The sequence below is a fragment of the Pseudomonas sp. MWU16-30316 genome (genome assembly GCF_020515645.1).
Lineage (GTDB): Bacteria > Pseudomonadota > Gammaproteobacteria > Pseudomonadales > Pseudomonadaceae > Aquipseudomonas > Aquipseudomonas cerasi.
In genome coordinates this window covers 477,632-490,968 of sequence record NZ_JAIZAZ010000003.1, presented here as the reverse complement: position 1 = coordinate 490,968, position 13,337 = coordinate 477,632, and the positions used below count along the sequence as shown (strand labels likewise).

The 13,337-nt window shown below is 60.5% G+C and carries 12 protein-coding genes; 5 read left to right on the top strand and 7 right to left on the bottom strand.

The genetic code is table 11. The features are described 5' to 3' along the window. Positions 1–18 precede the first annotated feature (18 nt). Entirely contained in the window at positions 19–891 is an 873-nt protein-coding gene (locus tag LCH65_RS13305) for an SMP-30/gluconolactonase/LRE family protein (RefSeq protein ID WP_003434238.1), read from the bottom strand. 281 nt (positions 892–1,172) lie between these two features. Here LCH65_RS13305 and LCH65_RS13300 point away from each other — a divergent pair, with 281 nt between their 5' ends. Further along, entirely contained in the window at positions 1,173–2,321 is a 1,149-nt protein-coding gene (locus LCH65_RS13300; protein ID WP_072366494.1) for an aldose epimerase family protein, read from the top strand. 49 nt (positions 2,322–2,370) lie between these two features. Here LCH65_RS13300 and LCH65_RS13295 read toward each other — a convergent pair whose 3' ends face one another. Genes LCH65_RS13295 through aztA form a run of 3 tightly spaced genes read right to left on the bottom strand, consistent with a single transcriptional unit; the run spans position 2,371 to position 4,895 of the window. Further along, positions 2,371–3,267 carry a metal ABC transporter substrate-binding protein gene (locus LCH65_RS13295; protein WP_054081516.1) on the bottom strand — a complete coding sequence of 299 codons (897 nt, stop codon included), beginning with the start codon at positions 3,265–3,267 and terminating at the stop codon, positions 2,371–2,373. Positions 3,268–3,279: 12 nt separating this feature from the next. Further along, entirely contained in the window at positions 3,280–4,149 is an 870-nt protein-coding gene (locus LCH65_RS13290) for a metal ABC transporter permease (RefSeq protein ID WP_003410031.1), read from the bottom strand. Next, a complete protein-coding gene (gene aztA / locus LCH65_RS13285; RefSeq protein ID WP_003369147.1) occupies positions 4,146–4,895 on the bottom strand; it encodes a zinc ABC transporter ATP-binding protein AztA in 750 nt (249 codons plus the stop codon). The genes LCH65_RS13290 and aztA overlap by 4 nt, the downstream gene beginning before the upstream one ends. Positions 4,896–5,251: 356 nt before the next feature. Between aztA and LCH65_RS13280 the strand changes: the two genes are divergently transcribed. From LCH65_RS13280 to LCH65_RS13270, 3 genes are all read left to right on the top strand, one after another. Further along, positions 5,252–6,472, top strand: coding sequence for a putative DNA modification/repair radical SAM protein (locus tag LCH65_RS13280; RefSeq protein WP_003434243.1), 1,221 nt, complete (start codon positions 5,252–5,254; stop codon positions 6,470–6,472). Then, positions 6,469–7,308 (top strand): TIGR03915 family putative DNA repair protein, encoded by an 840-nt coding sequence (locus LCH65_RS13275; RefSeq protein ID WP_003369140.1) that lies wholly within the window; start codon positions 6,469–6,471, stop codon positions 7,306–7,308. The genes LCH65_RS13280 and LCH65_RS13275 overlap by 4 nt, the downstream gene beginning before the upstream one ends. 224 nt (positions 7,309–7,532) lie before the next feature. Continuing rightward, the gene (locus tag LCH65_RS13270) at positions 7,533–8,378 is read left to right on the top strand and encodes an NAD-dependent protein deacetylase (RefSeq protein ID WP_003434245.1); all 846 of its coding nucleotides are present in this window, start codon (positions 7,533–7,535) and stop codon (positions 8,376–8,378) included. Here LCH65_RS13270 and LCH65_RS13265 read toward each other — a convergent pair. Further along, entirely contained in the window at positions 8,375–10,738 is a 2,364-nt protein-coding gene (locus LCH65_RS13265) for a DNA polymerase II (RefSeq protein WP_226439534.1), read from the bottom strand. The two genes, LCH65_RS13270 and LCH65_RS13265, sit on opposite strands and share 4 nt — an antisense overlap. 223 nt (positions 10,739–10,961) lie before the next feature. On the opposite strand from LCH65_RS13265, the gene LCH65_RS13260 reads away from it, so the two are divergent. Continuing rightward, complete coding sequence (locus LCH65_RS13260; protein WP_003434249.1) at positions 10,962–11,402, top strand: CBS domain-containing protein; 441 nt, start codon at positions 10,962–10,964, stop codon at positions 11,400–11,402. A 53-nt stretch (positions 11,403–11,455) separates the two neighbouring features. Here LCH65_RS13260 and LCH65_RS13255 read toward each other — a convergent pair whose 3' ends face one another. Both LCH65_RS13255 and LCH65_RS13250 read right to left on the bottom strand, forming a co-directional pair. Continuing rightward, positions 11,456–12,001 carry a DUF4174 domain-containing protein gene (locus tag LCH65_RS13255; protein WP_003434251.1) on the bottom strand — a complete coding sequence of 182 codons (546 nt, stop codon included), beginning with the start codon at positions 11,999–12,001 and terminating at the stop codon, positions 11,456–11,458. A 124-nt stretch (positions 12,002–12,125) separates the two neighbouring features. Then, the gene (locus LCH65_RS13250) at positions 12,126–13,328 is read right to left on the bottom strand and encodes an aspartate aminotransferase family protein (protein ID WP_096104881.1); all 1,203 of its coding nucleotides are present in this window, start codon (positions 13,326–13,328) and stop codon (positions 12,126–12,128) included. Between the last annotated feature and the right edge of the window lie 9 nt (positions 13,329–13,337).

Here is a 13,337-nt window from a genome sequence, read left to right as displayed (position 1 = left end):
GGCGGCGCGATACGCTTATCAACCGGCGAAACGCTGACACGGCGTGCCTTTGACGCCGACCTGCGCCATCAGCAGCGCGCCATCGAAACGACCCTGTGCATCGGCAGGTGCGGCACTGGTGACGTACAACGTTTCCAGGTCAGGACCGCCGAATACACAACTGGTGGGATGGCTGACCGGCAGCTCCACAACCCGGTCAACACTGCCATCCGGGGCAAAACGGATCAGGCAATTGCCACCCCAGCGCGCATTCCAGACATACCCTTCGGCATCCATCGCCGAGCCGTCGGGTGAGCCTCGATCGTGTTTTGCAGCCCATACCTTGCGTGGCCCCAAAGCACCGTCTGCGAGCACCGGATAGTGATAAATGACGTCGTCCAGCGTATCGGCGCTGTACAGCACGCTACCCTCGTCATTCCACAACAGGGTGTTGACGATGCCCTGCCCGTCCAGCAAACGGGTCACGCGAGCATCAGGTTCAACGCGGAACAACCCGCCTGAACGACGCACCAGAGGCACGTCGCCGCCCTCGGCATCGATGTTGTTCTGCATGCTGCCAAGCCAAAGGTGGCCGCGCGCATCGCACCGCGCTTCGTTGGCGCGATTGCCAGGTGTGGGGTCTGCCACGCAGAACGGCACTAAAGAAGTCTTGTCGGAGTCCAGGTCCAGGCGATAAACGCCGCTGGCCAGTGTCACCAGGGCATCACCCTGCTCGGTCGGAATAAATGCAGAAACCGGCTCCGGCATGCGCCATTGGCGGATCTGCCCGGCGACCAGCCGACACGCCAGGAACCCGGAAATGTCGACCCAGTACAAAGCCTGCTCCTCGGCATCCCAGAAGGAGCCTTCGGCCAGCTTGAAACGGTGCTCGGAAACGGGCAGCCAGTTCATGAAAAATGTCCTTTGTTATTGTTGTAAAGGCACTTTTGGATGTTTGTGTCGCTGTCTTGTCCAACCTCTGCCTGCGCTGACCCGTTGCACGGATTTCAGGCTGCATGGCAAAAAAAACCGGCAGATCGGCTAAGGTGAGTCACAAGCCTTCAGCGACGATGGCACTACTAAATAGTATTACAATTTATTTTTCAAGCTCCATTTTATACGCTATACATCCATGCATCGGCTTGAATCCGATCAAATAGTCTTACCAATAACAATAAAAGCAGGCAGATCAGATGAAAAAACATGCGCTCCTCAGCACCCTTGGACTGTCCTTGATGATCAGCACCCTGACCGCACAGGCCGCCGCACTCTCCAGCGAACACAGTGCGTTCGGCCAACTGCCCGACGGCTCTGCCGTCGAAAAATACACCCTGCGCAACAGTCACGGCGTGCAGGCCAGCATCATCACCTACGGCGCGACGCTGCAATCGCTGCTGGTACCTGACAAGGCCGGAAAGGTCGAAGACATCGTCCTGGGTTTCGACGATGTTCAGGGCTATCAGAACAACGGTACGGTTTATTTCGGCGCGACCATCGGCCGCTTCGGCAACCGCCTGGCAGGCGGTAAATTCAGTCTGGATGGCAAAACCTATCAGGTCCCGCTCAACGACAAGACCAACGCGCTGCACGGCGGCACGCAGGGTTTTGACAAGCGCTTGTGGAAGGCAGAAGAAACCAGGACCGGTGATTCGGTTGGCGTGAAGCTGACCTACCTGTCGCCGGACGGCGAGATGGGTTTTCCAGGAGCCCTGCTGACTGAAGTGACCTACAGCCTGAATGAAAAAAACGAGCTGAAGATCGACTACCGCGCTACCACCGACAAACCGACGGTGCTGAACCTGACCAACCATAGTTATTTCAATCTGGCCGGCGCGGGCAGTGGTGATGTGCTCAAACAGGTCGCCACCCTCCACGCCTCGCACTACACCCCGGTCAACGACAAGCTGATCCCGACCGGAGAACTGCCTGCTGTCGCCGGCACGCCCATGGACTTCCTCAAGCCCACCGCGTTCGGCAAACACATCAAGGATGATCATCAACAGTTGAAATACGCCGAACCCAAGCAAGGCGGGTTTGATTTCAACTGGGTGCTCGACACCAAGGGGGACGTGAAGAAACTGGCCGCCGAGGTCAGCGACCCGCAATCAGGCCGCCGACTGCAGCTGTTCACCACAGAGCCTGGCGTGCAGCTGTACACCGGTAACTTCCTGGATGGCAGCATTCACGGCAAGGCTGGCAAGGTCTACCCGCACTGGGGCGCCTTTACTCTGGAAACGCAGCATTACCCCGATGCGCCCAACCAGCCGCAATTCCCCAGCACCCGACTGGATCCTGGCAAGGCGTACACCCAGACCACTGTGTTCAAATTCCTCAACGACTGAAGCGTTGAGCTGCCCGGCGCCTGCAATCAGGGCGCCGGGCAGTTCAGGCTCACTGATTGCGCTTCATTGCCGCAGTCAGGGTATCGACGTTGTAACGGAACATCTTCGCGTAGGTTGACGCCGGGCCGTCGGCTGGCGACAGGGATTCCACGTACAGTTCACCCCCTGGTTGAGCGCCACTGGCTTCGGCTATCTGCTTGACCAGACGCGGGTCGCTGGAGTTTTCGAAGAAGTAGGCACTGACATGTTCGGTCTTGATCTGACGGATCAGTTTCGAAACATCGGCGGCCGACGCCTCAGATTCGGTAGACAAGCCCAGCGGCGACAGGAAGTTCACCCCGTAGGCATCGCCGAAGTAGCCGAACGCGTCATGAGAGGTGAGGATCTTGCGTCTGGCAGCCGGAATCGAACGGATCTGATCACGTGCATAGCTATCCAGCTGCTGCAACTCAACGATGTAGCGATCACCATTGGCCTGATACACGCTGGCCCCTTCCGGATCGGCTTTCTTCAGCGCTGCGATGATGTTGCGCACATAAATCACGCCATTGGCCGCGCTGTTCCAGGCATGCGGGTCGACAATGCGCTTGCCGTCCTCATCCATGCTGCGGGTCTTGATGCCCTCCGACAGTACCACCGGCTGCCCCTTGTAACCTGAAGCCTTGATGAGACGATCCATCCAGCCCTCAAGATGCAGGCCGCTGACAAATACAAGATCGGCATTTTTCAGCGCCTGGGCGTCACTCGGTGTGGGCTCGTAAACGTGTGGATCGCCGTTCGGACCGATCAGCGATTTGACGTGCACACGGTCACCGCCGACCGTACTGACCATGTCGGCAATGACTGTGAACGAGGCAACGGCTTCCAGCGGTTTGGCCTGGGCCAGGCTGGCGAATGCCGACAGCGCCAGTGCAGCCAGGGAACTCAACATCATCAATCGTTTCATGACGTACCTTTTTCAGTGAGCCAGGTGAGGTTTGGGGAACAGCCGACGCACGATGCCCGTGCGCCCGAACAACAGGGAGATGCCGTAGAACGCACTGGCCGTCAGCACGATGGCCGGCCCCGAGGCGACGCCAAGGTGGTAGGAAACGATCAGCCCGATCAGCCCGGACAAGGTCGCCAGCAGCGTCGAAATCACCATCAGGCCACTCAGCGAGTGGGTCCAGAAACGTGCCGCGGTTGCCGGCAGCATCATCATGCCCACGGCCATCAAGGTACCCAGCGCCTGAAAGCCTGCGACCAGGTTGAGCACCACCAGCAGCAGAAACAGAACGTGGTACAGCGAGCCGCGCCCGCCGACCGCACGCAGAAAGCCCGGATCGAAGCACTCCAGTACCAGTGGGCGATAGATGATCGCCAGCAGAATCAGGGTGAAGGAGGCAATGCTGCCGACCATGTAAATAGCGGTGTCATCGATGGCCAGAATGGTGCCGAACAGCACATGCAGCAGATCGACGCTGGAACCGTGCAGCGAGACAATCAGCACCCCGGCGGCCAGCGAGGTCAGATAGAAGCTGGCAAAGCTGGCGTCTTCGCGTAGCGAGGTCAGTCGACTCACCAGACCGGACAGCAAAGCCACCGCCAGCCCGGCGATCAGGCCGCCGAAGCCCATTGCCGGCAACGACAGCCCGGCGACCATAAAGCCCACCGCTGCGCCCGGCAGCACCGCATGGCTCATCGCATCGCCCACCAGGCTCATGCGCCGCAACATCAACAGCACGCCGACCGGCCCCGAGCCGATGCCCAGTGCCAGACACGCCACCAGTGCACGGCGCATGAAACCGAATTCGATAAAAGGCTCGACCACCAGGCTATAAAGCATCATGCGTCGTCGTCCTCGGCATCACACAGCAAGGCATCCGGGCTCCAGTACTCGGCCATGTTGCGCGCCTTGCGCAGGTTGGCAACGCTGAGCACCTGGGCTGTCTCGCCCCAGGCGATGGCTTCGCGAGCCATCAGCAAGGTTTGCGGAAAGTGCTGACGAACCTGTTCGATATCGTGCAGTACGGCAATCACCGTACGCCCCTGACCGTGCCAGGCGCGAACCAGCTGTAATAGATCACGCGTGGTGCGCGCGTCGATGGCGGTGAACGGTTCATCCAGGAGGATCACCGAGGCGTCCTGCAACAAAAGTCGGGCGAACAGCACCCGCTGAAACTGACCCGACGACAGCGAGCCCACGCTACGCCCTTCAAACCCCTCGAGGCCGACGGTCATCAGCGCCTCGCCGGTCAGGCGCGCATGATTGCGAGTCAGACTGCGAAACGGGCCGATGCTGTGCCAGGCGCCCATCGACACCGTATCGGCGACGCTCAACGGAAAGCTGCGATCGATTTCCGCAGCCTGCGGCAGATAGCCAATCGTGCGGGTTGCCAGACGCCCCCGATCGACGCGTCCCTGAGCAGGCTTCATGGTGCCGGCGATGGCTTTGATCAGCGTCGATTTACCCGCGCCGTTGGGCCCGACAATAGCCGTCAGACTACCGGCTTCGAAGCGCCCGCTGATGTGGTGCACTGCAGGGCGGCGCTCGTACGCCACCGTGAGGTTTTCCAGAGCGATGGCCGCACTCATGGAACTGCCACCGACCAGCCAATCGCCAGCCAGAGCAATATCAGTATCGCCAGGGAAAACAGGACCCGCTTCCAGGCCGACTGGGCCATCACGGAGCCTGCTATCGAAGCGCTTGCTGTCGAAGCGTCAGAAGAATTTTTCAAGTAAAAGTAACCTGCAACTATTTGTTACAGTATTACATACCAAACACGTATGTGTTATTAAATAACATTCATGCTGGCACCTTGCTTTCCACTCATGCAGATCAAAGCCTGCGTGAATCCGATCCGGCATCGCCTCGCAGAACTCCGCCGTGCGGTACTTGTGACACTGCTCGCGCCCCTATACTGTATATACAAACAGTCAAGGGGCACTTCATGCAGCTTATCGACAAGCTCAGCATTCTGGCAGACGCCGCCAAGTACGATGCGTCGTGCGCCAGCAGTGGAGCACCCAAGCGCAGCTCGCAGGACAAGTCCGGGCTCGGCTCTACCAATGGCATGGGCATCTGCCACAGCTACACGCCAGATGGGCGTTGCGTGTCGCTGCTGAAAATCCTGCTGACCAACTTCTGTCTTTACGACTGCCAGTACTGCGTCAACCGCCGCTCCAGCGATGTGCCACGTGCGCGCTTCAGTCCCGAAGAAGTGGTCACCCTGACGCTGGACTTCTATCGCCGCAATTGCGTGAGCGGGCTGTTTTTGAGTTCCGGGATCATTCGCTCTGCGGACTACACCATGGAGCAACTGGTCGAAGTTGCCCGGCTGTTGCGCGAGGTACATGAGTTTCGCGGCTACATCCACCTCAAAACCATCCCTGACGCCGATCCGGCGCTGATCGAAAAGGCCGGCCGCTATGCCGACCGCCTCAGCGTCAACATCGAACTGCCGACCGACCTGAGCCTGCAGACCCTCGCCCCGGAAAAAGACGTCGCCTCGATCAAGCAAGCCATGCAGACGATCTACACCGGCGAGCAGACGGTGCGCAACGAGCCTCGCTCGCCGCGCTTTGCGCCTGCCGGGCAGAGCACGCAGATGATTGTCGGTGCCGATGCCACCGACGACAGCACCATCCTGCACAGCGCGCAGTCGTTGTACAGCAACTTCAAGCTGCGCCGGGTCTACTACTCTGCGTTCAGCCCGATACCCAACAGCCCCAACAGCGTTCCCCTGGCGGCACCGCCGCTGATGCGCGAGCATCGCCTGTATCAGGCTGATTTTCTGCTGCGCGGATATGGCTTCACTGCCGGTGAGCTGCTCGACGGTCCCGGTGATCTGGCGCTGGACATTGACCCCAAACTGGCCTGGGCGCTGGGCAACCGGCAGGTTTTCCCGTTGGACCTGAACCAGGCCGACCCGGCACTGATCGCCAGGGTGCCGGGTATTGGCATTCGCACTACGCAGCGGCTGGTCGAGCTGCGCAGACAGCGTCGCATCCGCTATGAAGACCTCACCCGCATGCGCTGCATACTGGCCAAGGCCAAGCCGTTCATCATTACCAGTGATTACCATCCGCCGCATGCGGAAACCACCAGCGAGTTCCTGCATCACCAGTTGCGCGACCGGCCTCAGCCTCAGCAAATGGGGCTGTGGGGATGATCTGCCTCGACTGCGACGACCTGTTCGATACCTGGCGGCAACAGGCTCGCTGGCTGTTGAGCCATGAAATCGATCCCAGCCAGGTCAGCTGGAAGTCGCCGGATGCCGCCGACCTGTTCGGCAGCGAAGAAGAGTATCCCAGGGAGGCCGGGCCTTTTCAGGCAAGGGTTCCTCTGGAGCTGGTGCAGTTGCTGGAAAGCGCGTCGCGTTACCGGGGCGATCAGCGCTGGAGCCTGCTGTACGAAGTGCTGTGGCGCGTGACTCACGGCGACCGCACAGCGATGATGGCCGGCGACAAGCTCGGCAGTGAATTGCATCGTCGCCTGAAATCGGTAAGGCGCGAGGCCCATCATCTGCATGCGTTCCTGCGATTTGTCGCGCTGCCGTCCGTGGCTGACGACGAAGCCCTGATGCGCCCGCAGTACGTGGCCTGGCACGAACCGGCCCACGATATTCTGCTCAGTGCCAGCGAGCATTTCATCGGCCGCATGGGTCAGCACCGCTGGATGATCGCCACGCCTCAGGACGGCGTGTATTACGACGGCCAGCAATTGATTCATGAACGACGCTGCCCGCCTGCCTGGCAGACCATGGCCCGGCAGGTGGAAGACCCGCATGGTGAACTGTGGCTGACCTACTACAGCCACATCTTCAACCCTGCGCGCCTGAACCCCAAGGTCATGGAAGGCCACTTCCCTTCGCGCTTCTGGAAAAACCTGCCGGAAGGCCCGCTGATTCCGGCCCTCATCACCCAGGCTCGCACCGGCAAGCAGCGTGACGGCCAGGCCAGCGACATCGCCGCCAGACGCGGCAAGAAAATTGCGCTGAAGGATTGAGAGCGAGAGGCAAAGGCATCCTCAGGATCGAACGCAGAGCGTCCGGAAAGCCATGCCCACGCGGAGCACTCGGCGTAGCGGTCCGCTGCCGGGCCTTCTTCCAGAAACCAGCGATTGAACCAACCTCTGCGTCGGCGGCTCACAGCTGTGGCAGCCGCGACGTGGCCTGCACCCCAGATGATAAGGTGACCAGTCGCAAGAAACCGGCCACCCGAGGTTCAAACATGCTCGACAGCCCAACCCGACATCTGCTCGACACGCTATGCCAGGCAATGGCCGACAAACCGTTTCTGGTGGTGACCGGCGCAGGCATCAGCACCGCATCCGGCATTCCCGACTACCGCGACAAGGACGGCGTGCGGCGCGGCAAGCAGCCGATGATGTATCAGGAATTTCTCGGCAACCCCGCAGCGCGCCAGCGCTACTGGGCACGTGCGATGCTCGGCTGGCCGCGGATCCGCGCGGCACAGGCCAATGCCGCGCATCGAGGTCTGGCTGCTCTGCAGGCTGAAAACGCTATCACAGGACTGATCACCCAGAATGTCGATGCACTGCACACGCAGGCCGGAAGCCGGGACGTCATCGAACTGCACGGCAGCCTGCACCGGGTGCTGTGCCTGGATTGCCAGCAGCGCAGCGACCGGGCAACCATTCAAGAGCAGATGCTGGAGCAAAACCCTTATCTGATCGGCGTCCACGCGACACAGGCGCCGGACGGCGACACCCTGCTCGACCCGGCTTTCGAGTCCAGCTTCAAGGTGCCTCTCTGCCCGCACTGTGAAGGCGACAGGCTCAAGCCGGACGTCGTGTTCTTCGGTGAAAACGTCGCCGCGCAGACCGCTGCCAAAGCAATGCAGAGTGTCGAAGAGGCTGAAGGTCTGCTGGTGGTCGGCACGTCACTGATGGCCTGGTCGGCATTCCGCCTGTGCAAGGCGATGGCCGAACAGGGCAAGCCGGTCATCGCCATCAACCATGGCAAGACCCGGGCCGATGAATTGCTTGAAATGAAAATCCAGGCGTCCTGCGAGCAGGTATTGCCGTGGCTCGCCGAGCAGCTGGTTTCGCGTTAAAACAGCCCCAACTGCCCACCGATCAGGGTGCTGAAATCGTCGTCAACGAACGGCAGGATGGCATCTGCCAGCGGTTGCAACTGACGAGTCACGTAGTGATCGTAGTCGATCGGGGCGTGGCGAATTTCCAGCGGCTCCGGCCCGGCGGTGGTCATTACGTAGCTGATCCAGCCGCCACTTTGATACTGACGCGGTCGCCCCTGCTGGTCGTTGTATTCGTCGGCCAGCCGCGCGGCGCGTACATGGGGCGGCACATTACGCTGGTAGTCATCGAGCTTGCGACGCAGGCGCTTGCGGTAGATCAACAGGTCATCCAGCTCGCCTGACAGGGTGCGCTGCACATAGTCACGCACGTAATCCTGATACGGCTGACGCTTGAAGATCCGCAGGTACAGTTCCTGCTGAAACTGCTGAGCCAGTGGCGACCAGTCGGTGCGTACGGTTTCGAGGCCCTTGTAGACCATCTCTTCGGACCCGTCAGCGCGGGTCACCAGACCGGCATAGCGCTTCTTGCTGCCCTCCTCCGCACCGCGCACGGTGGGCATCAGGAAGCGCCGAAAATGCGTTTCGTATTGCAGCTCAAGGGCGCTGTGCAAACCGTACTCGGCGTGCAAGTGCTCGCGCCACCACTGGTTGACCTGCTGCACCAGCGCCTTGCCGATGCTTGCCGCCTCTTCCTGTCCGTGAGGGCGGCCCAGCCAGACAAAGGTCGAGTCAGTATCGCCATAGATCACGGTGTAGCCCTGCGCCTGAATGAGGTCGCGGGTCTTGAGCATGATTTCATGCCCGCGCAGGGTGATCGATGAAGCCAGGCGCGGATCGAAAAAGCGGCAGCAGCTCGAACCCAACACACCGTAGAAGGCATTCATGATGATTTTCAGCGCCTGGGACAAGGGCGCGTTCTGCTCGCGCTTGGCGGCTTCCCGCCCCTGCCACACTCGCTCGACGATGGCTGGCAGGCTGTGACGTGTGCGTGAAAAGCGCGCACCGCGAAAGCCTGGCACCGACTCGCTGTCCGCCGGATGCCGCAGGCCTTCGATCAAGCCCACCGGATCAATCAGAAAGGTACGAATGATCGACGGGTAAAGGCTTTTGTAGTCCAGCACCAGCACCGACTCGTACAGCCCTGGCTGGGAATCCATGACAAAACCGCCAGGGCTGGCCTCCGGCAGGCGCTCGCCCAAGTTGGGCGCAACGAAACCCTGACGATGCATCAGCGGGATATACAAATGGCAGAAAGCGGCAACCGAACCGCCGCTGCGGTCGGCAGGCAGACCGGTGACCGTGGCGCGCTCAAGCAGAAAGGTCAGCAGTTGCGTCTTGGCAAAGATGCGCGTGACCAGTTCGCAGTCCTTGATGTTGTAACGCGCCAGCGCCGGCTTGTCCTCGGCGAACATGCGGTTGATTTCGTCCATGCGCTGATAAGGCGTGTCGATGGCCTTGCCTTCGCCCAGCAGGGTCTGCGCGACGTATTCAAGGCTGAATGACGGAAAACTCCAGGTCGCCGAGCGCAATGCCTCGATGCCGTCGATAATCAGCCGCCCGCTCACCTCGGCAAAAAAATGGTTGTTGCGACTGCCATGCTCACGCCAGCCCATCGCTTCACCGCCACGTCCGAGCCTTAACGGCACTTGCAGGCGCTGGGCATGCTCATGCAGCACGCGCAAATCGAACTGGATGACGTTCCAGCCGATAATCGCGTCAGGGTCGTGCAGCGCCAGCCAGTCGTTGAGACGTTCCAGCAACTGCGCGCGGGTATCGCAATAGGCGAGCTGAAAATCCAGCGGCTCGTCGCCACCATTGGCCGGCCCCAGCATGTAGACCTGGCGTTGCCCACAGCCCTCCAGTGCAATCGAATACAGCTCGCCGCGTGCCGTGGTTTCGATATCCAGTGATACCAGTTTCAGGTTGGGACGGTAATCGGGCGATGGCCTGATCTGCGCGTCACAAAGCACGCCATCGGCATCCAGCGTGCCGCCAAACTGCACAGGCGCAGTGATAAAGCGCTCCATCAGGTAGCGCTCGGGCGGGCGAATGTCCGCTTCGTAGACGTCCACGTTGCCTCTGCGCAGCAGCTTTTCGATGTTCATCAACTGGCGGTGCTGCTGACAATACACACCCAGCACCGGGCGATGACGGAAATCACAGAGTTCCAGCGGGCGCAGCTCTACGCCACGTTCGGTGCGCAATAACGATCGGGCGCGCTCACCCTGCTCGGCAGGAATAAAGGCGACAGAAGGCTGGCAAGGCAGACGGATATGGCGCGGCCCCTGATCGGTGGCCAACCAGAAGTCGACCTCGGTCCCGGCGGGCGTGTCTTGCCAGTGCCGACTCAGGATAAAGCCCTGCTGTACATCCAACGCTGTTACCTCGACCGCCCGGTGAAACAATTGATTCTACTTGGCTATGAAGCTAAAGGCGCGTCTGGCAGGCGAATTAGCGGCACATTGAGGGCGTGGATAATTGATTCCTCCTATTCCCGTGATCTTTATTTACTGCTTGCTCGATGCTGCGCGCTGGATGATTCTGTAGTGGTTCCGGCAATGCACTACAGCCAGCCAGGTCCCGATCGCGGAGAGCCCCATGAAAACTGTCGCCCAGCTACTGAAATTGAAAGACCTGCAGAACCAGCAAGTGCATACCATTGGCCCGGATCAGATGGTGCTCGACGCACTCAGGTTAATGGCTGAAAAGAACATCGGTGCGCTGCCGGTGGTCGAGGGCAACGAAGTGGTGGGCGTCATCAGTGAGCGCGACTACGCGCGCAAGGTGGTCCTCAAGGGGCGCTCGTCGGTGGGTACACCAGTGAGGGACATCATGAGCAGCAAAGTGATTACTGTCGACTCGCAGCGCAGCGTCGAGGCGTGCATGAGCATCATGACCGACAGCCATCTGCGCCACCTGCCAGTCGTTGAAGGCGGGCAGTTGCTGGGCCTGCTGTCCATCGGTGACCTGGTGAAGGAAGCCATTGCAGAACAGGCGAGTCTTATCAAGCAGCTCGAGCAGTACATTCGCGGCGAATGACCTGAGCAGCGCGTCAGGCGCAGCGCGCGATTGCCGCGCGCTACGCCGTTCACTCAGTCGTCCAGCGTCTTGCCGGGCGCCCCGCCCTTGACCGGTTTGCCCGGTTTTTCGACAGGCGCGGGCTTGGCTGGCGGCTCTGGAGCAGGCGCCACGGCTTCCTGCTCGCGCATCGGCATCTGGTCGATGGTGGCAAAGATCTCTTTGAGGTCTATGGATTCTGACTTCCCGATAGTTTTATCGATCTTTTTCTCGCCGTCCTTGCCCACCAGAATGACCTTGGTACCGACGCCTGCGCCCAGCTTCAATTCACGAATCAAGGCCATGGTCGACTGCGGGTCCATGCTTTTGCCGTCACGTTCGCCGATAGTATTCACCACCGTGAACAGCACCATATTGCGCTCCGTGAAATCTTTATGATTGGCAGGTTCCTTCAGCGCGTCCTTGAGGTGACCCAGCGCCGGATCAGCCTGGCTGGGTGCGATGATGATCAAGGGACGCGACTTGCCGCGCTCCTGTGCCAAAGGGCCGTCGCTGTCGGCAGCAAGCGCTGTACCGGCAGCGACAAGCAGGGTGGCGAGGGTCAGGGACCGGATTAACATGGTGGGCTCCTTTCAAATCCATTGGGTAGCCATCGCGTACAGACCGACACGATGCTGGTCTGTTCTACCGCATATGGGTCATCCTGGTACAGCCCGATGTAATCCTTTTCCTTAATCCGTTGCGTCAGGCAGAGCGTGCAAACGACCGATCACAGGCGCGGTCCAGGCTTGCCGTCAGGCGTTGGACGATCTGCGCCACTTCAGCGGCGTCCAGCACCAAGGGCGGCAACAGGCGAACGATTTTGCCCCGAGTGACATTGATCAGCAGGCCATGTTCCTCGGCTGCGATGCGTGTCAGTTCAGGTATGGCCTGGCGCAATTCGATACCGATCATCAAACCCTGGCCACGAACGTCCAGCACGTTCGAGTGAGCTCCTAGCGCATTGCGCAGCCCGTCCAGCAACTGCCGGCCTTGCAGTGCGGCGTTTTCCACCAGCGCCTGTTGTTCGATGATATCGATCACCGTGCAGCCGACCCGGCAGGCCAGCGGATTGCCGCCGAAGGTACTGCCGTGGCTGCCGGGCGTGAACAGTTGCGCCGCCCTGCCCCGCGCCAGGCAGGCACCGATCGGTATGCCGTTGCCGAGCCCCTTGGCAAGGGTCATGACGTCTGGAACGATGCCCTCATGCTGAAAGGCAAACCACTTGCCGGTCCGGCCCATACCGGTCTGGATTTCGTCGAGCATCAACAGCCAGTCACGCCGCGTGCACCGCTCTCTCAAGGCCTTGAGATACCCGGCCGGGGCCATCTGCGCGCCGCCCTCGCCTTGAATCGGCTCGACCAGCACGGCGCAGATCCGATGCCCATAGGTCGCACAAATCTTGTCGAACGCCACCAGATCGCCAAATGGCACTTTGATGTAATCGCCCGGCAAGGTGCTGAAACCCAGACGCACAGCCGGCCCGTCACTGGCCGACAATGTACCCAGGGTGCGGCCGTGAAAGGCGTTTTCCATGACCACGACCAGAGGCCGTTCGATGTACTTGTGCCAGCCATGCAGGCGCGCCAGCTTGAGCGCAGTCTCGTTGGCCTCGGCACCGGAATTGTTGAAAAACACTGCGTCCAGCCCCGACAGGGCCGTCAGTTTCTGCGCCAGGCGCTGCTGCCAGTCGACGGTGTACAGATTGGACGTGTGCAACAGCAGCCCCGCCTGATCACGAATCGCCTCGACCAGCAGCGGATGCGAGTGCCCCACATTGGTCACTGCCACGCCCGCCACGGCGTCGAGGTATTCGCGCCCGCTCCGGTCCCACAGACGTGTGCCCAGACCATGGGTGAAACTCAGGGCCAGAGGTTGGTAAGTGCTCATCAGGCAGGTGGCGGTCATGAGGTGAAG